Genomic DNA, 18,232 nt, shown 5'->3' with positions numbered 1-18,232 from the left:
CAAAAGACCATCCTGATTAATGGCAGACCATTAACCAGACGGTTATCGGCAATTTATTGAAATTATTGAGGGTTTCTGAGGACCAAAAACCCTACCAGAAATTGGGGGTAAGTAATCGTGTGTTGATAGTTAGATCTACAAAGACTATTTCTTATTAAGAATAGAGCTTGCAGACTCTAAAAATGGACCCAGACCATATCTCACACTCTCCATACTAATATATCCGTTAAATATAAATATCGACATAAAAGTTACAACAGGAAAGGAATACAGTAGAATGAAATTGTCAGTGCATAGGCCAATAACAGCAAGAAAAACACTCACTCCCCAAAGAGAAAAGAGTATTTTTTTATACCCGGAAGAAATTTTTCTTATGATACGTGATGTAGATCTTACCTCATTTGGGATAGAAACAAGCATCAATGTCTGAGGGTAAAAAATGAGAATAGCTAATACTGAAATAACAAGTGAAGCTAATAAGGTATACCATCCTTCATCTGCCATAACTATGCCTACTGCATCGACGTATAAACCCCATTTAAATCCAAACCCTCCCGTGGAAAAAACCTCCCACAGATAAAAAACGACCCATGTTAATAAGTTAGAACACAACATTAACAATGGGAAAGCAGAACTAATTTTTAAAGCCTGCAGTGGGGAGGCAACTTCCCTATCAGGACATTTAATTGCTTCAAGGATAGAGGATAGCTCACTATTAACTTCGCCATGTGTTATTAACATATCAACTCCTGAATCGATTACCCGACTTTTCTTTCTCTCAGATGTTTAAGACGCTCTTGCAAATCCATCTCATTTTTGGTCTTTCCATTATCATCAACACCTTGTTTATCCTGCTCCGTTGAGTATCCCCTCTGGAATTGCCCTTTTGCACTTTCATCTACTCCTTTAATAATATCACTGGATGTCTGAACAGTGGATTTATTTTTCTCTATTTCTTCAGAAGAATTACTGATTTTTTGACCGTTGGCAGATCTTTGTTCTGCCACTTTACGGGAAATATCTCCGCCGCCTTTAAAGGACTCGGCTGCTCCGGGCAGTGCGGACTGGTTACGTTCAAAATCCTCACGCATCGTGCCCCGGTTTAATCCGTCAGTCCCTGTAATCTGTTCACTTCCCTGCCGTATAACCTGTTCTCCCTGCCCCGTGTGTGCCCGAATGGTCGGACGTTCATGAGGTACCTGAGGTACCGATACCGGGCTGCTTTCATCACTCACCATGCCCTGTCTGACCCGGGAAGTTTCCCCACGGAAGGCATCGTGGGTTCCGCCACTCTGCACATCAGCCCGCCCCTGCTGGTAGTCGCCCATAATCTCCGGCTTCAGCCGTTCTTCGACGAACTCAGCGGCAGCGGCCCGGGCTGAGGTTACATTGGTCAGGGTTGACTGTGCATCAGGTCCGTATTTCTGCTCAGCCCAGTTCACAAATTCCTGATTGTAGTTGGCATCCAGGCTGGCGCTCTGATTTTCAGCCAGAGACGCCATCCGGCTGTATTCCCGGCTGCGGGTATTGCTGTCAGTGTACTGATGGTACTGACTTTTGGTGTCATTCAGGGTGGCACCAAACTGCTGCAGTTCGCCAGAGGACGTGTTATCCGTATGATTACCGGAATCCGTTATCCTGCTGCTGGTTACCATATCCATACCCTGCCGGAAGTCACGAACCTGCTGGCTGTTCTCATCATTTCTGAAATCAGTGGAACTGCTGTTTGTATCCTGTGTGCCGTGAGTATGTCCGGTACTGCCTTTAAGCTCTGCGCCCACATGCGCATTAGCACTGAGTCCGGTAGCCCATGACCCGGCCTTACCCCACAGGCTTTTATTTGAATCAAACCGTCCCTCAACACCGGCATTCACACTTCCCTCCGTTGACTTGGTCATCAGGTCATTGTAGGCCTGTTGCTGCGAGACATTGTGCGATTTTGCGTAACTCTCCACGGCATTCATCATCAGGCTGGCCCCTTTCGTGGCATTCAGCGTCTGGCTGTTGTCCGTGCCCTGCGTCAGGCTGTCACTGTTCCCGGTCTGGTGTGAGAGCTGAGATAACTGACTCCAGCCACTGGCCACACTGTGGTTGTAACCATCCAGTGAAGACTGTGCCTGCACCTCTGCGTTACGCGCCTGCTCCTGAAAACCACTGGAAGCCAGCTGGCTGAGCCGCAGGTTGACCGGCAGATTCGAAATCGCGCCGGAACTGTCAAACACATGGTGGCCATCGCTGGTCAGGGTCTGGGAAGACCCGTTACCGGCCTGCCAGGTCTGCTGCCCCTGACGCTGTAACAGGTTGGTGTCCAGCTTGTTCTGGTTCACATTGTCCATGGACATATTATTGAATGACCAGTTGCCGTCAGCTGTCGTGCCGGCCTGAGAAGCCGAACCAAACGCCATCGAGCTGAACACACTCCCGGCCACCTGGGAACCCACACTCGCCGCTCCCTTGGTCAGGTAAAAAGACAGCACCGGGATCGACATGGAAAGGTAACCGGCCATATTGGCCACATCAGAATGCTGCAGCCCCACCAGGCTATAGTTGGACAACACCAGGGGCGTGCCCCCGGTTTTGGTCTGCAGGTAAAACGTGGCCGCGAAATTGAGAATGGCAAACATCACCGGCCACATCTGGAAGTACAGAAACCCGCCGATGTAGTATTTGATGGTGGTGACACCAAAAATACTGTGGTTGGTGGCGGCCAGCACGATAACCAGCGGAAACAGACACACCAGAATCAGCATCAACAGGGACTGGGCGAACGGCAGATACCGGGTGGCCATGCGGGACATGGTGGCCCAGGCCAGACGCTGTTTGGTCATGGAGGTTTCAGCTGCCAGATTCACCAGGTTGGCGGTGTCATCAGACCGGGCCGCAAACCCCTTGATACCGTCCCGGATGGCACTGTTGGTAATGTTGTTCTTCATCACCTGCGCCGCCGTCAGGCCGCCACTGTAGAAATACCCGTAGCTGTCATTCATGGCCTGCGCCAGCAGCGCCTGGCCGTTGACCTGACGGCCATAAATCCGGCTGGTCAGCCAGCTGAAGGTACTGCTGCCGGGCTGTGAATCCTGCCCGACCAGCGTCTGGATTTGCCCCGCAGCCTGCTGACAGGTTTCAAACACCCGGCTGTTACCACTGCTGGTATAAATCCCCCGCAGCGGGCTGGGGTTACGCGTAATGAGCGACAGCGGGTCCTGACTGTTCAGCAGGTCATTGACCGTGTACTTGTGGTTCAGCAGGATATCCCCGACAACACAGTTTTCCACGTAGTCCGGCAGCATCTGTGACAGCGCCGGGTTCTGTGTTTGGAAGTCGGTGGTCTGGGCCACTATTTCCGAACCGAACAGCATCCCGGATTTGGTGTACGTGACCGAATCCGGACGGGACAGCGCCATATCATACAGTCGTGCCGTTCCGTAGCCCACACTGGTCGTCAGGTGGGCGATGACCGCGAGCCCTGCCGGCACATTATCCACTTCATACACCGCAGCAGGGTCCGTGATGTCCACAATCTGGACACTGGTTTTTGGCAGCAACAGCCCGGACGTCAGGCCGACGAACACCGCCAGCCATTTCACAAACTCCATGGGGTTGCGCTTACTGACAAATGCCCCGGCGGTACCCAGCACCGAAAAGGTGCCGGCAATGCGCAGCAGGGTTTTAAAACTGCTGGTTCCGATGATGGTGACGATACCATTGAGGGCCTCACGCCACATGTCACCACCATAAATGGTATAAATTTCAGTCATCTCATTTTCCCCAGTGGTAATTACTCTGGTAGGACGTGGACAGGATGGTGGAAACCTGCTGCTGCAGGTACTGCATGTTGCGGTCAATGCCGTCCAGCGCGTTCTGGTCAGCGGCAGACTGGAGTTTCATGTCTGACAACAACCCCTGTGCCTGCACCACGTTCTGGCGCAGCTCTTTGGCGGCTTCTTCCGGAAAGTTTTTGGCCGAGAGCGACAGGCTGGCCTGTTTGACCAGTTCCTGCAGATACTGGATCATCAGGTCCTGAGCAATAAAATCGGACACCTGCATCAGGTAGGTGGCACTCATGCCCATGCTCTGGGAGTTGGTCAGGTACTTGAGCACCGGCACACTGGTGGTGTTGATAAACCCCTTTTCCTGGTCAGTCAGGGGGGTGTCTTCCGTCAGCTTGTCCTGAATGGAGAGCATCAGGTTTTTCACCAGCGTGACCAGTCCGTGGTTACTGTCAATCGTGATGGTGGTCACCACTGGCCCCAGACACAGGTCCATCGTGTCACAGCCGTAGATTTTGGCCGACCCGCCCTGCATCAGCACCTTGACGAGGTCGCGGTTATCCACCAGAGGAGCCAGGATGGTCACCTGGCCTTGCTGGTTGAACACGATAGAGCCCACGGTACTCATCACCAGCTCTTTCAGTTCGTTATTCCCGTCAAACAGGTGGTTGACGCTGAGGGCATCCCAGATAAGGTTTTTGTTTTTCAGTACCTGGTCCTTTTCCGAGGCATCCGCCCGGCTGGTGACACTGTCAGACTGGCCACCCACGGTACAGCCCTGACGGGATGATGCCCAGTCAGAAAACAGGTTGTCCTGTCCGGCAATGTCCTGACAGATTTTTTGCTGTGATACCTGGGTGACCGGCCAGAGACCGCCAATAATCCCCTGCGCGGCCTGACAGCTGCTCATGTTCGTGGAGTTAACATCGGTCGCCAGTTTCTGCAGGAAATCCTTGGCCTGTTTCAGTTCCGGGGTCACCGTCTGCAGCGCCAGGTCAAAAGCATAACCGGCCGCGTTACTCATAATTTGCTTCACAAAGCGCTGCAGTTCAGCACCGTTGATGAAACTGAATGCGCCCAGATAGGCATCAATGCCGCCGCAGCCGGCGTTGAGTGACGGCACCTGCATCGAAATGAGCTGCACGTTCTTGACCGGGTCACGCAGATACACCGAGCCACCGGTAATATAACCGGCGGCCTGCCCCTGCCAGGCCTGGGCTTTCGAGACATTTCCGCTGTATCCGAGACTGCCAAAGTAACTGTTCAGGTCACTGTTGACGTCTGCCCGGGCCGGGAGCATAACCAGACCGGTGGCAAGAAACAGGATGGCGGTAAACAGGCATTTAGCCACGCACCACCTCCTTTTTTTCCGGAACCAGGGCAATCCGGTACAGATAGTGCCCGGTCGTGGCGGCCAGAAAGCCCAGGCTCAGGGAGAGCAGGAACAGCACCGGCACATCCGTCACCAGCTGTATCCATATCAGTCCGGCGGACGCATACGCCCGGATGACCAGGCGTAACATCCAGCCGTAAATCAGGGCGGAGGACAAAAAAGCGAGGCTGACCATCAGCCAGCCGCGTTCTGCACGCGACAGCGCAAAGGAAGATGTTTTCATGATGTAAAACCTGTTCAGAGGATTACTGCGGAGTGACCTGCGAGCTGGCCGGTAACGGGGGCAGTGACTGCGGGTCAGCATGATCAAGGTCGGCCTGGATCAGCGTGGCAAACCGGCTTTCCAGGGTCGGGATATCCATGACACCCTGGGTCAGCGGATAGGCTTTCAGGGTATGCACATTCACCATAAAGGCCGTGGGCGTGGCAATCGGCAGGCCGTTACCAAAAAAGGTCAGGATTTCATCGGCCAGCGGCTCATCCGGGGTGTACCGGCGGGGTATCATCGGCGTCGGAAAGGACACATCCCCGCCCCCGTCAAGGGTGTAAGCCCACACATGAATACCGTGTGCATCGGCCCACTTTTTCAGGGTGGGGTCAAATTTCGCACTGTAAGGACAGTGCGCCTGCATGAACAGCACCACCCCGTAATCCTTCATGCTCACCTTGCGGCCGTCCGGCAACTGCATGATGCTGCCCGGCACAGCGCTCACGGCCCGGGTGGACACCGGGGCCATGGGGCGACCCGGAGCAGGTTTGGCGGCTTCCATCGCGGCAATCTCATCGCGAACACTGGCCATCACGCATACCGGGAACAAAAGTAGCGCTGCCACTAAAGGAGTCCATTTCATGAATGAGGCACCTCGTCTTTTTTATCCGGGACCGGTGGCTGCGGATGACTCATGTCCCGCAGACCTTTGACAAACCACAGACCGGCCATTACCCACAGAATGCCGGTGACGACATTCAGCGTCCCGGTGGCCACGCCCGGGCTGTATTCAATCAGTTCGGTCACGCAGTGAACCACCACGCCGGACGCAATCAGTCCGGCCACTTTCACGGCTGTACTCATGACTTCCTCCCTGGGAATATCAGTGTGTGAGCCATCAGGCGCATCAGCACCGAGATGGCAACCAGAACAACATACGCAGCCATCAGGGCCTTTTCCGTATCCCTGACCCAGCTGTTGTGCGATTCGCGGGCTTTTTCACAGGGCGGAACCGTGCGGTAAAACCGGGGGTGTGCCATTACCACCAATGGCTTAACCTCATCCGGCGGGCTGTATTCCTCCGGGCGGGGTAACCCCATCCGGTACCACGGCAGGTCACCGTCCAGGTGCCAGTCCGTGCAGTGACGGACCTCCCCCCGGCTGACGCCCTGCACCAGGTATTCGGCACGGGTCAGCAGCACCTGCGGCAGGGAAAACGGGCTGGCCAGTGTCAGCGTCAGCCAGACACACATCACCAGACTGCCCGGCCCACAGATAAAGGCATACAGCGCCCACGACAACATGACCTTCAGGACAGGTCCGGGTGACTCACGGGCGACCGGCATGGCGAACCCTCCGAGCCCACAGCCAGCGCAGTCCGCCACTGGCCAAACTGAACAACAGCCCCCAGAACACCCACAGCCGGAACCACCGGGTATTCTGTTTCGCCACCCAGACCGCCCGGGAGAGCAGTACCGGCTGACAGACTTTCAGGTTCGTTACGGGGGCCGGACCAATCCGGGAAAGCGGTTCATCGCGGGTGGCTGGCGGTGCTGTTGTCTCCGGGGCACAGCCCCTCACCATGCCGTCAGGGGTATGGCGGACAAGCGCCTCCGCCTCATCCAGAAACTGCCCGGCAGGCCCGGTCCGGGATGAAAATAAAATGAACAGCATCAGGAAGATACCGGGAAAGACAATAAAGCCGTTCATCAGCGAATCTGCCACAAACCAGACAGAACGCAGACAACGTGAAAGGGTGCGCCGTGCCGGCACACCATTGTGTAAGTCAGTCATGGAAATACCTCAGAAATTGGGACGGAAACCCGTGGCCACGTTCAGGAAGCGGGCGGACAGGTCATCCTGGGTCATAAAACCGTAGGCCAGCGGGTGATACTGCCGGTCGGAGGGGTCAACCAGAAACAGTGCCGGAAAATAACGGATATGCATCGCCTGCGACTGACCGTTATCCGGCCGGCTGTCCGGCACTGACGGGGCCACCTGGCCGTCCACCGACACCGGGATCAGCGAAATATGATGCAGGGCAGCAAAGTCCTTCACCACGCCGGCCATCTGCACACCGATCGGGTCAGCACCTTTATAGAAGTAAAAAAGGCCATAATGCGCGGCGATATCCGCAATCGCATCTTTCTGCGCCGTCTGATCACGGGCCTGCATCACCGGTGCCATGCTGTTGTAGTGCGGGTACTGCAGGTTGTAGTCCAGGTCCGGGTTATTCAGTTGTGCCACGGCAAAGGACTGGCTGAACATCGAGGCCCGGTCCGTCCAGAACTTCTGCCAGCGCAGGAACCGGGCGGTATTGGCACTGCTGGGGTACAGAATGGCACGGTTGAGGGCTTCCATGGTGTACTCATGCAGGACCTTCGTCTGTTCCACCGGTGTCATTTTGCTGAAGTCAGGAATGGCAGGTGGTGCCGGTTTCTTTTTCGGGGGCTTCGGTGTGTCTGCCGGTTTCGGTTCGTTATACCAGTGCCAGCCGGTAAAAGGTTTTGCCGGGGGCGTAATGTCCTCATCCGCCTGAACCACGGCACTGCAAAACAGTAACAGCAGGAGTAAACCGCGTTTCATTTTGTGGTCCCTCCGGTGGTCTGGTTAACCTGGGCAGCTATTTTTTGCTTCACCTGCGCCACCATGCTGTCTGTATTCGGGATTTTCTGGTTATCCATCAGGTCCTGATAAAAATCCGAGAAGTTGATTTTGTCAAAATTGATGGCCTGTAACTGTGGCACGGTAATGCCTGAACAGTTAGGGGAATCCCCGGAACCGAAGCCAATACCTAACTGGTCACGGCGTCCCTGTTCCTGAATGATGCGGGCCAGCTTGCCACCGAAGACGCAGTACACCTGACTTTTCTGGATGCAGACGCCCAGTACACTGTGGTCACAACGCTCACCCACACTGACGGTAATTTTTTTGGCTTTCGCCGCCGCGAGGGCTTTTTCATCGCTGTTGCATTTGTTCAACCCGACATCCTGCCCCCAGCCACTGTCCTTGCAGCAGTTGGAAAAGCCTGCAGCAGCCTTACGGCAGCTCATTGCCTCACCGGTGAAGGCTTTGATATTCACCTGGTCATTTTTAACATCTTCCCCGGCTGACGCCAGACCGGCCAGTTTGGCCACCGCCGTATCAAACCCACTGTCCCCGGCTCCGTTCGTGTCGCTGCAGTCACCGGTCTGGCAAAAATAGGAGCCGCCACATAACAGGCCGGATGAGGAATAGGTCTTCTGGCACTGAAAGGTATAATCCTTATGTGAACAGGCACCGTTTATCGCATTTTCGGTGCAGGTTGAACCGGACTGAGTACAGGCTGGATTACTTTCCAGCGAACCACAGGTGCCCTCTGTCGCCTCACTGAGTACATACGTGTCGGTATATTGCCAACAACTGCTGGATACTGAGTAAGTATGGCCGTCTTTGGACACCGTCCGGGTTCCGCCCGCCTGCGTACAGACCGATGAGCTGAGGGTCCCCGCTTTCTGTGCCGGGCAGACTTCATTCCAGGTCACCACAGGTTTCGCGGTACTCTGTTCTATCGTCAGCGTGACGGTGACCGGTTTGGGGGTCTTGTTTATAATGAGACCATTATTGACTTTAATCATCTTGACCTCCGTCACCGGAATGATTTGCCCGGCTGTGATATTTCGTTGTGTCGGAGTAAAAGGGATATCAGTTCCTGTACTGCGGTAGGTGGGGGTTAATGTTGCTCCCAGGAATGTAATCCGCACGGGTACCGGGTAGTAATAATGATCATTCCCGCTGTTCAGGTTGTAGGAATAGGTGGCACGGGTGATCGTCCCCGTGATGTTGGCAGTCACATTAAAATAAAATGTCCAGGTATCCTGGGAGAAAGAAACATGTTCCAAATCCAGTGTCTGTTTCACCTCGGTCGTACTCCCTTCCACACCCGGCGTGGCGTTACGGACACAGGTCTGGCTAACCGCAACATCTGCACTGCAGGTGTAGTTCTCAAAGGTCGATTTGGAGACGGTGGTATCGGTGCACTGACTGTTGGTGCCATCCGCAATACTGTCGGCATTGTTTTCAGCAGATTTGCCATTGGTAATATAGGGAGCATTCGGGTCAATACTGACCGCCGGATTGGTATTCCCTGAGCTTATCACGGCGGATGCGGCATCATCGGTACTGAGGGCCTGCTGCCCCTTATCCGCAATACCGCCGTCCCCTCCCGTCACCCCCCCGTAACTGCTGCTCTGTGACGGACTGCTGGTATAGCCAGGAACAGCCCCGGCTATCACATCCGTATTATTCAGACTGCCGGTACCCTGCCCGGCATTGCTCTTTCCGTATGAGGAACCGGTATTAAAGGCGTCATTCATGTCATCGGCCATCACACCGGCACTGACCAGCAACAGCACCAGAGCCGTGAGCACTCGTTTCATGATTTACCTCCCAGAATGGCTTTTGCTGTCTGCGCACAGTCGCCACCGGTGGCCACCTTTTCCAGTGCGTCTTTCAGCGGCAGGCTGCCCCGCACCACATCATGGTGACCGGGACAGGTCACCACCAGTGCCGGTACCGCCGTGATACCAAACTGCTGATACAGCACCGGGTCAATCTGCACCCCGATATCCTTGTTCTGTTTCGACAGGTTAAAGATGGCCGACGCCGTTTTGCGGAAATCATTATCCACCAGACCCCGCAGGGTGGCCGGGACGCCATAACGGTGGGCATCAGCCAGCATCGGCAACAGCCCTTCGGTGGGAATACTCAGACTAACGAAATAGATCGCCCGGGGCATTTTGTCACCGCCCTGCTCTGCCGGTGGCAGACTCTGGCGAATGCTGTTGGCAAACGCCTGTACCCGTTCTTCCTGGGGAAGGGGCAGTCCGTCCATCCCGGCCAGTGACCGGGGCAGTTGTGCCTTGAAGGCTTCCAGTTCTTTTTGTTGCTGCTTCATAAAAGCCATATCATTCGGTGACACGGCCGGACTGGCCACCGCCGTCAGCGTGCAGCCAGCCAGGGCACTGACCAGCAGTGCCCGAAAAAGCGTTCGGGTCATGGTGTCCTCACAGATAGACGCAGTTACGTTTGCGCCAGAGCAGATAACCAAAGTTCTTACGGGATGTCGGGGCATTATGCGTGGCCCCCCACAACTGGGTACTGGCCCCGAAGGCATGACAGGTGGAAGTTTCCGGATACATGTTCACCATCTGATAGCGCCAGCGTTCTTTCGGAAGGATGGGCGTCGGGTATTCATAACAGACAGCAACATCCGCCCCCACCGTCTCCTGAACCAGCCCCTCCCGGTGCAGCTTGAAATCCATGCGCTCAGTCACCAGCAGGGAGGCTTCCAGTGGCGAGAATTCATTACTGGTATAACCGGTAAACGGGTACATGGAACCCTGCGCGCCGGCACACCAGAACAGGGGAGATAACGGGTAACCGGCAGAACTGGAAACGGCATCAGCCGCGCAGGCCGCCTGGGCAATCAGGTTGCCGAACAGGGCAGCTTCCGGGTTGATAATCAGTGACAGGGAACTGTCATTCCACATCGGGTCCACTTCAGACAGGTAACCAATGTCCATATCCCCCTGCTGAAAACACCCCATGCTGGTCATGATGTTCAGCCAGTAAATCAGCGGGTACTTGTACCAGTGCACATGATAAAACGCACCTGGCTCTGGCCGGTCACTTTGCCCCCCGGTCCCCGTCCCCGTGCGGCCAAGGTCAATTTTGAAGCCGCCCATGTTCACCATGACACCCGGCTCCCGGGTTACGTCAGTCATCGCCACCGGCTCCCAGTAACCAATGGCCAGACCGAGACGATAAATGATGCCATAGGGACACATCTGGATGGGCATGGAGGGGTTGGTGGTGTCCGGCTGTGGCCCGGAGGCCAGCTGGATATTCCCCAGTGTCATCGGAAACAGGCATTTCCAGCACACGTCCGAAATCGGGTTCACCCAGCGGCCCTCACCGGCACCGGAGGCAGCCGCCCGGGCCGGCAGACTCACGCTCATCAGTCCGGTGAACAGGGTGGCCAGCAGACACCCCAGAATCAGCAGTCGTCGCATGAGGCCTCCAGCGGGCGCAACCAGACACAGACCGGCCCGTCATCTTCCGTTTCATGAATACTGCCGGTAAACCAGCCAGGTCCTGCGGGTGTTTCCGGTGTCCATACCCGGCAGTCCGGTGACCCGGAGCGGGCATAGCGCTCCATAACCTCGTCAGTGACTTCATCAACCATCCAGCAGATCAGGTACTCCAGCTGATGCCGTTCCAGCCACTGTTCAAACTCACCCGGCGCACCGTATTCCCGGTCACCGGCTGGGGAAAAGTAATCCGGGTGTGTCCAGAAGCCGTCATCATCACGGACAACCGGCACCGCCCGGAGGGGGACAGATTTTTGCATGATATTCCTTAATACGTGCGGACCCGGGGACCCCGGAGCCGGAAGGGAAACAGTGTTGTTCGTCAGAAAACCCTGCCGTTCTGCAGGCTGAGGCGGAGCGCAACGCCGTGAGCACCGAACAGCCTGCGGGACGAAAGGGTTGGGCCGTCAGGCCGGGAGGGGAGTGTCATTCTCCAGCTGGTCAAGGAAACTGAAGATCCACTCGCTGAACCCGTCTTCCCGTTGATGAATATCGTGCGGCTTATCCCTGTGCGTGATGGCATACCGTTTCCACAGACGGGTCAGAAACGCAGGCGACATGTCGCCCAGCTCCGGGTACAGGTCCTGCAGCAACCGGCCCGGACGTGGAGGAAGGGAGGGTTTTTCGTTACTCATGCGGTCCACCTTTCAGGGCAATTTCTTCCACCTTCAGCTGACGGCCGTCGCGGGTAATGCGCACCGGCGTATGCTGAAAACCAAACTTTGTCGTCAGTACACCGGCCTGGTCGAAATAAATCCGCTCATCCAGCGCATAACTGGTGTCCGGAATGTTCCCCTTCACCAGAATGATTTTGAAATTCACCTGCCCTTTAATCTGTTGCCGTATCCAGGCCATCTGGTCTTTGTTGTCACCATCGATGAAATACAGGGTTTCGTCATACGCGACTTTATCCAGCGGGTTGACCTTATCGCCCTTGCGGACAATGACATGGCCCTGCATATCCGTGATGGTCTGTCCCACTGTAAAGGTGGGGTCATAGTCCCAGTGCCGGTCCACACGGGCGGGTGTCAGTCCGGCCACCGGTGGGGGGCGCACGGCATGGGCTTTCACCCGTGCAATGGCTTCGCTCTGCAGCCGGGCCAGTTCACCATCCTGCTTCATGGTCGTCAGCCTGTGCTGAATGAAGGCCAGCAGGTCAGGTTCAGCTATCGGGAACAGGTGGCCCCAGGTACCCAGGTCTTTTGCACCGGCTGTCAGGGTGACTGCCAGCAATGCCGGCAGCAGTCCGGCACTTATCAGTTTTCGCATTGGGGTCCCCCACTAACGTACCGGTGCCTGCATCCGCTGCGCAATGTCCGTGCGGATGGCCGATGTGATGTCCGGGACATCACTCACCACGGCCGGGGCCACCAGGATGATGGCATGATGCCCGTCCTGCCAGGCCGTCAGGCTGGCGGTCATGGCATCGTTGAACCGTGCCGTCTGATGGCGGACACGGGCCGCATCCAGTTTCTGCTGCATCATCTGCTGCATGAACAGGTCAATGGTCCCTTTCATGTCAAACGCCACCACGTCAGGGGTGGTCATCCGCACGGTGACCAGACTGACACACACCATCAGAAGCAGCAGTGTCAGTCCGCCCGTCAGCCACCGGACCCAGCCAGGCTGACCGGACGCATTCCCCGGCGCGTTACCGGCCGCCGGTACCGTGATATCCGCCGGTGGTGTGGGTTTTTCATCGTCTTTCAGGGTCATGCGGCACGCTCCTGTTCTTTATCGGTTTTGATCCAGTTCTCCAGGGCCTCAAGCTCCGGTCCGAATTTGTTCTGCGCCAGTAAGTAGGCGGCTTCTTCACTGGTTGCCCCGGCCTGCTGGGCCTTCTGCATGAATTCGAAGTCCACCCCCCGGGAACTGAACATGGCCCGGGTGACCGGATCGACAAACATCCGGTGGAAGGAACTCTGTTCCCCGGACGAAATCAGCAGGGAACTGAACCAGGTGTCTTCGGCTTTCTGGAAATAACGGATGACTTCCTGCTCCACCGGGGTGAACTGGTCAGGGTTGTCTGACAGGTAACTTTTGAAGGCTTTCGCATCCTGCAGCAGGGTGATTTTGGTGGCCGAGTTGTTCCAGGCGGCTTCTGCTTCGCGGCTGCTGGTAAAGTCCTTAATCCCCTGGGTGATGGTGATGAATGCCCCCCGGTGACGGCGGACCGTGCGGTAGCCGGTCTCAATGAACTTCGCCGCATGTTTGTTGGAGCCACTGAGCAGACGCCAGGCCTCATCAATGATGGCCACCTTTTTCAGGCTGCGCGGTGTGTGGTACATCTTTTCCTGAATGGCCAGAATGAGGGAGAACAGCACCGCGCTGAGCAGTTTGGGTTTGTCCTCCAGACTGAGCATTTCCAGTACCGCAAATTTCGTCTCATCATTGAGGGTCGGGTTGTCGGAATTGAAGTACACCCCGTCAGCCCCCCAGGTACAGTAGCGTTCCAGCAGCAGGGCCAGCTCCGCAATACGGGCCAGAATGGTGGGTTTGTCGCGGTATTCACCGAGCACCGTCTCACTGGTGAGATAGGCATGAATGTCATCTATCCGCGCCCGGTTGCACTTTTTCCGCCAGGCGGCCACCACCGCATTCTGCAGAATGGCTTCACAGACTTCGTCCAGGTCACCCGCCGGGCTGGCCAGCACCGCCACCAGGCGGACAATCCCTTCCGCCGATTCATTGATGTCCCGGACACCGGCAAACGGGTTAAAACGCAGTTGCGCCCCGTCGAGGTACACCCCACCGGCCTGGGTACAGTAGTTCTTGTAGCTGTCCCCCATGTCGATAACCCAGGCATAACCCCCGGAGTTGAACACTTCCCGCAGAATGCCCTGCACCAGAAAGGACTTCCCGGCCCCGGACGTGCCGGTGACCGCGATATTGAAGTTGGTCCCGCCGTTGTCTTCGCTGAACATGTCAAAAAAGGCTATCTGGTTGCGGTAGGTTGGCAGCGGCATGCCCAGTGGCGACAACTGACGCTCTGCTACCACCGGCATCAGGTTGACGGCATTGAAGCTCTTGCAGCGCAGGGTGGAACCCCCTTTTTTCAGGTCCTCCCACATGCCCTCCTGCAGCACAAACGGGAAGCTCGCCAGCCAGTTACGCATCTGCTGAAAGCGGATGGCGTTCATTTCCAGGTTGTTCTTGCGAAAGACGTTGATGGCGGCCAGTTCACAGGACAGGGATTCCTGGTCATCATCCGGGGTGAACAGGGTGACGTTAAAGTAGCAGCGCCCCAGCGCGGCCGTGTTGTCAGCCAGCCCCTGGCGCAGGGCCTGCCACTCCCGTGCTGCCTGTTTCACACCGGGAAACAGCATGGCATAGGCCGACGCGGCTTTTTTCTGCAAATCCATGTCCTTGCGGAAGGACTCACTCTGGGCGCGGGTCTGTTCTTCCAGCTCCACACACCAGGACAGGACAAAGGGACAGGGAATGCCGAGGTCCGGGAAACGCAGGTTCTGCAGATTATCGGCCCCCTGCCACAGGGCAAACCGTTTCGGTGATTTGCTGAGTTCCAGATTCACCACCCGGCAGGCGGTCCGGCTGGCCGGGTCCTCTCCCGACCGGCGCGGAGCCAGCGGGTCCGGTGGCAGTTCCACCCGGAGGTAAGACGGGTGCACCTGAATGTCAATGCCGGGGTCCACCACCTGACGGTGCAGTTCCTCTTCCTCATTCCAGCTGTCATCGGACGGCATGACCTGCGCATTACGGTAATTCATCAGCTCACGCACCTGGGAAAGGAACGCATTCACGGAGCTGTTCACTGTCGGGATACGGGCTGCTTCCAGCGAAACACGCAGGGTACTGCGCAACTGTTTGATTTCATCCGTCACCCGCGACGTGACCCGCCGGCAGGGCCGGGCATACACCATAAACACCCGGTAATTGCGCAGGTACAGCGGGTATTCCCGTTTATTGCTGATGCCGTCGAGTGCAGACTTTTCCCAGTAGGCCCGGGTGATTTTGTTGAGGTGCCCGGCCATAGCGCCCTTCCACATGTCCGGGCTGACACCGTCCTCAATGCGCCGGCCCACACATTTGCTGGCCACAAGAAACACACTGAGGGGCGTCTTGCGGGGCAGTTTTTTTCGCAGCATGTCATCCAGCACGGTCACAATCTGCTCGTTGGCTCCCGGCAGCGGAGCCACTTCGAGGATAAAGCCAATCGAACCCTCATTGATGTAGAGTTCATTTTCATCATCGAAATAGCGGTATGGCAGCGCAGCGGTAATGGACGGGTATCCCCAGGTCTGCTCCAGATTATTACGGGCTTCCCGGGCACCGTCCTTTCTGCGGGTACTGTTGACCGCATCCAGTATCGATTCCAGCAGGTCATTGCTCATCAGTTATTGTCTCCGCCAGCAGCGCCTGGCGCAGTCCGGACAGCAGATGGCGCAACAGGCATTCAGTGAACCGTTCATCCCGCCAGGCGAGAGGGATGAACGGGTGATCGGTCAGTATTTTCATCTCAGTGCCCCCGCCGCCGGTCACGTATCCGGGCATCAGCTTCGCGGATGAGTTCCAGACGGTCTGTGTGGGACACCCGGTTACCGGGCAGGGACAACCGCCCCTGTGCGCCCCGGCCAGTGACCAGAAAGAACCGTTCCAGGTCCATGCCGTCCGCTTCCGGCAGAACCAGCCGGGCGGTGGTGTTCAGTCGGTTGATACTCATCATTCCTCCCCGATAACCCGGAAGTTGTCATCCCAGTGCGCTTTGTTCTTCACGAACTCCACCACGGCGGGCTGATGAAAGTTGTCCTGCGTGTCCACCCAGGGGGCAATCCACAGGCGCTGGACCGCATCAGGTACCCGCACGGCAGCCACCTGACCGGCGTTGTCCGTCTGACGGGACCGGACCGGAATGTATGAAGCCGTCAGGGCTGACGGGGGTAATACCGGTGTGGGCGTCAGGGCGGAGCCGGTGGTCAGCCGGGTGCCGGCCACCGTCCGGGGTGTCAGCAGACTGCCGGTCGTTGTGGCCCGGGCCGGAACGGCCGCCACTGAGAGGGGGCGGTCCGGGCTGACCAGTGGCCGGGTGTTGGTCAGGACCGGCAGGGGTTCAGTTACAGGCTTTTTTGCCGGGGTAACTTCCGTGGTGCTGAGGTCATCCAGGCTTTTGCCCCGGGCTGCCAGTTTGTTGGCATCCGTCATACTGAGGCACTGGTCAGTCGCGGTTTTGTTACAGTCAAAATCAGAATTCATACCGGCGCAGCCGGTTAACGCGCCGCACAGCAGTGCAGCGCCCATCAGTTTATGCATGAGCGGAATTCTCCGGTTCAGATTTAAGGTCAGTGGCAGGTCAGTGAGCGCCTGCAGGGCGGTGATTTATGAGATTATGAGAACAGGGATAACAATAAAAACAGGGTACCGGTTGTTATCCTTACACCACACCGGACGGTGTGTCGCACTGCCGCCACCCTGCGCTGTTATTTGGTGGTGTCCGGTGTTCTGATAAAGGGAACGGCACCCCCCGGTATCATGGTGGAAGGCAGTTTACCGTCCCAGCGTTCGGCGGTGGTCAGGCTGAGCATCCCCGGATTGTCTTTAATGGCGGCCCCTTTCTCCCTGATGGCCTCCGCTTCAGCGGCCCCTTTCAGTCTGATGGATTCAGCATCAGCCTTTGCCGTGGCCAGTTTACTGTTCGCTGCAGCCTGAGCCTGTGTCACCACAATTTCAGCCTGGATTTTTTCCGTCTGCAGATTCTGTTCCCGGGTCGCAATCGCAACTTCCGCTTTCATGCGATCCTCAACAGATTTCTCATAGGCAGGAGAAAAATCGATATTTTCAATCTGGACGGAATCAATAACGACCGGCCCGGCAACGGACTTACGCAGGGCGTTCTGCAGGTCGAGTACCAGTTTTGCCCGGTCCTGAACGGCACTGATAGCCGTGTACTGTCCAAAAATATTCTCCAGCTGTGTGGGTATCTGGCGGGCTATCAGTTTGGTTTTCATATTCGCAACTGTTCCGTAACTGGCATAAACCCGCGCCACCTCGGATGGCAGAATATGAAAGTTAACGGATACGGTCATTTTTGCCGGCTGCTGGTCACGGCTGTAAGCCCCCATATTGTCGTAAAGCATGGCATCGTGACGCACCGGGATGTCCACGACTGACTCAATGAAGGGATATTTAAGCCCGAAACCGGGTTCCGCAATCCTGACCACTTTACCCAGGCGGAGTACCACACCCCGGTCGCCCTGGTTTACGGTATAGGATGACAGGTACACGAGAACAGCCAGAATAATAAAGGCCATCCCCGAAAAAATAATACGAAGCCTGAGCTTATCCAGATTTCTGACGGAGTCTGCTTCCCCCTCATGCGGGGCATTGCTGTACAGCATTGGCATAACCTCTTTCTGACGAATTTGATAAGTGACGCCGGCCAGAGCCGGGAACGAACTGATGTGATAATGAAGAACGAATTATTTTTTGATGGTTGAGATATACCAGGTGGCACCATCCGGGCATACCCAGGCATCCTCCCCGGATGAAAACCAGCCTGGCGGTCTGGCCCCTGCGATTTTCAGCCTGCACTCATGCCGTATCCGGTTTTCCTGCGCAGTGGTCTGTTTTTCCTGAATCCATATTGCAATACTGCCATACACAGCCAATATGCCGGCCAGAGTCCATACAGTAATTTTCCAGGTATTATCAGAGTTAAACATGGATTGTGCTGCCTCCTGTAATGTTCAGTGCCCTGAGCAATGAGTCTGCCCGG

22 protein-coding genes are annotated in these 18,232 nt (G+C 56.2%); all 22 read right to left on the bottom strand.

Features of this window, described 5'->3' with window-relative positions:
- Positions 1 to 144: 144 nt before the first annotated feature.
- Positions 145 to 741, bottom strand: coding sequence for a hypothetical protein (locus MPHASIOC01_RS09935; RefSeq protein WP_353614415.1), 597 nt, complete (start codon positions 739 to 741; stop codon positions 145 to 147).
- 17 nt (positions 742 to 758) lie between these two features.
- The gene (gene traG, locus MPHASIOC01_RS09930) at positions 759 to 3,758 is read right to left on the bottom strand and encodes a conjugal transfer mating-pair stabilization protein TraG (protein ID WP_353614414.1); all 3,000 of its coding nucleotides are present in this window, start codon (positions 3,756 to 3,758) and stop codon (positions 759 to 761) included.
- Position 3,759: 1 nt separating this feature from the next.
- Positions 3,760 to 5,121 (bottom strand): conjugal transfer pilus assembly protein TraH, encoded by a 1,362-nt coding sequence (gene traH / locus MPHASIOC01_RS09925; RefSeq protein WP_369937379.1) that lies wholly within the window; start codon positions 5,119 to 5,121, stop codon positions 3,760 to 3,762.
- Complete coding sequence (locus MPHASIOC01_RS09920) at positions 5,114 to 5,386, bottom strand: hypothetical protein (RefSeq protein WP_353614413.1); 273 nt, start codon at positions 5,384 to 5,386, stop codon at positions 5,114 to 5,116. Before MPHASIOC01_RS09920 ends, traH begins: the two co-directional genes overlap by 8 nt.
- Positions 5,387 to 5,408: 22 nt before the next feature.
- The gene (gene trbB / locus MPHASIOC01_RS09915) at positions 5,409 to 6,014 is read right to left on the bottom strand and encodes an F-type conjugal transfer protein TrbB (RefSeq protein ID WP_353614412.1); all 606 of its coding nucleotides are present in this window, start codon (positions 6,012 to 6,014) and stop codon (positions 5,409 to 5,411) included.
- Positions 6,011 to 6,235: a hypothetical protein gene (locus MPHASIOC01_RS09910; protein WP_353614411.1), complete on the bottom strand. Its 225-nt coding sequence runs from the start codon at positions 6,233 to 6,235 to the stop codon at positions 6,011 to 6,013. Before MPHASIOC01_RS09910 ends, trbB begins: the two co-directional genes overlap by 4 nt.
- Positions 6,232 to 6,717: a hypothetical protein gene (locus tag MPHASIOC01_RS09905; protein WP_353614410.1), complete on the bottom strand. Its 486-nt coding sequence runs from the start codon at positions 6,715 to 6,717 to the stop codon at positions 6,232 to 6,234. Before MPHASIOC01_RS09905 ends, MPHASIOC01_RS09910 begins: the two co-directional genes overlap by 4 nt.
- Positions 6,701 to 7,165, bottom strand: a complete 465-nt coding sequence (locus MPHASIOC01_RS09900; RefSeq protein WP_353614409.1) for a hypothetical protein — start codon at positions 7,163 to 7,165, stop codon at positions 6,701 to 6,703. The genes MPHASIOC01_RS09905 and MPHASIOC01_RS09900 overlap by 17 nt, the downstream gene beginning before the upstream one ends.
- A gap of 9 nt (positions 7,166 to 7,174) precedes the next feature.
- Complete coding sequence (gene traF / locus MPHASIOC01_RS09895) at positions 7,175 to 7,957, bottom strand: type-F conjugative transfer system pilin assembly protein TraF (RefSeq protein WP_353614408.1); 783 nt, start codon at positions 7,955 to 7,957, stop codon at positions 7,175 to 7,177.
- Positions 7,954 to 9,789 carry a type-F conjugative transfer system mating-pair stabilization protein TraN gene (gene traN / locus MPHASIOC01_RS09890; protein ID WP_353614407.1) on the bottom strand — a complete coding sequence of 612 codons (1,836 nt, stop codon included), beginning with the start codon at positions 9,787 to 9,789 and terminating at the stop codon, positions 7,954 to 7,956. Before traN ends, traF begins: the two co-directional genes overlap by 4 nt.
- Positions 9,786 to 10,409, bottom strand: a complete 624-nt coding sequence (gene trbC / locus MPHASIOC01_RS09885; protein ID WP_353614406.1) for a type-F conjugative transfer system pilin assembly protein TrbC — start codon at positions 10,407 to 10,409, stop codon at positions 9,786 to 9,788. The genes traN and trbC overlap by 4 nt, the downstream gene beginning before the upstream one ends.
- Before the next feature lie 7 nt (positions 10,410 to 10,416).
- Positions 10,417 to 11,424 carry a conjugal transfer pilus assembly protein TraU gene (traU, locus tag MPHASIOC01_RS09880; protein WP_353614405.1) on the bottom strand — a complete coding sequence of 336 codons (1,008 nt, stop codon included), beginning with the start codon at positions 11,422 to 11,424 and terminating at the stop codon, positions 10,417 to 10,419.
- Positions 11,409 to 11,762 carry a hypothetical protein gene (locus tag MPHASIOC01_RS09875; RefSeq protein ID WP_353614404.1) on the bottom strand — a complete coding sequence of 118 codons (354 nt, stop codon included), beginning with the start codon at positions 11,760 to 11,762 and terminating at the stop codon, positions 11,409 to 11,411. Before MPHASIOC01_RS09875 ends, traU begins: the two co-directional genes overlap by 16 nt.
- Positions 11,763 to 11,909: 147 nt before the next feature.
- Positions 11,910 to 12,137, bottom strand: a complete 228-nt coding sequence (locus MPHASIOC01_RS09870; protein WP_353614403.1) for a hypothetical protein — start codon at positions 12,135 to 12,137, stop codon at positions 11,910 to 11,912.
- A complete protein-coding gene (gene traW / locus MPHASIOC01_RS09865; protein ID WP_353614402.1) occupies positions 12,130 to 12,771 on the bottom strand; it encodes a type-F conjugative transfer system protein TraW in 642 nt (213 codons plus the stop codon). Before traW ends, MPHASIOC01_RS09870 begins: the two co-directional genes overlap by 8 nt.
- Before the next feature lie 12 nt (positions 12,772 to 12,783).
- Positions 12,784 to 13,218 (bottom strand): type-F conjugative transfer system protein TrbI, encoded by a 435-nt coding sequence (gene trbI, locus MPHASIOC01_RS09860; RefSeq protein ID WP_353614401.1) that lies wholly within the window; start codon positions 13,216 to 13,218, stop codon positions 12,784 to 12,786.
- Positions 13,215 to 15,854 (bottom strand): type IV secretion system protein TraC, encoded by a 2,640-nt coding sequence (gene traC / locus MPHASIOC01_RS09855; RefSeq protein WP_353614400.1) that lies wholly within the window; start codon positions 15,852 to 15,854, stop codon positions 13,215 to 13,217. The genes trbI and traC overlap by 4 nt, the downstream gene beginning before the upstream one ends.
- Complete coding sequence (locus MPHASIOC01_RS09850; RefSeq protein WP_353614399.1) at positions 15,844 to 15,978, bottom strand: hypothetical protein; 135 nt, start codon at positions 15,976 to 15,978, stop codon at positions 15,844 to 15,846. The genes traC and MPHASIOC01_RS09850 overlap by 11 nt, the downstream gene beginning before the upstream one ends.
- Position 15,979: 1 nt before the next feature.
- Complete coding sequence (locus tag MPHASIOC01_RS09845; protein ID WP_353614398.1) at positions 15,980 to 16,186, bottom strand: hypothetical protein; 207 nt, start codon at positions 16,184 to 16,186, stop codon at positions 15,980 to 15,982.
- Complete coding sequence (traV, locus tag MPHASIOC01_RS09840; protein ID WP_353614397.1) at positions 16,183 to 16,770, bottom strand: type IV conjugative transfer system lipoprotein TraV; 588 nt, start codon at positions 16,768 to 16,770, stop codon at positions 16,183 to 16,185. The genes MPHASIOC01_RS09845 and traV overlap by 4 nt, the downstream gene beginning before the upstream one ends.
- A 167-nt stretch (positions 16,771 to 16,937) precedes the next feature.
- On the bottom strand, positions 16,938 to 17,768 hold the full coding sequence (locus MPHASIOC01_RS09835) for an SPFH domain-containing protein (protein ID WP_353614917.1): 831 nt from the start codon (positions 17,766 to 17,768) through the stop codon (positions 16,938 to 16,940).
- Between the two features lie 168 nt (positions 17,769 to 17,936).
- The gene (locus tag MPHASIOC01_RS09830; RefSeq protein WP_353614396.1) at positions 17,937 to 18,179 is read right to left on the bottom strand and encodes a hypothetical protein; all 243 of its coding nucleotides are present in this window, start codon (positions 18,177 to 18,179) and stop codon (positions 17,937 to 17,939) included.
- Positions 18,180 to 18,232: the final 53 nt, after the last annotated feature.

This window comes from Mangrovibacter phragmitis, assembly GCF_040429585.1.
GTDB classification, from domain to species: domain Bacteria; phylum Pseudomonadota; class Gammaproteobacteria; order Enterobacterales; family Enterobacteriaceae; genus Mangrovibacter; species Mangrovibacter phragmitis.
Note: the sequence above shows the minus strand (reverse complement) of the source record. Positions and strands in the feature narration are given on the sequence as shown.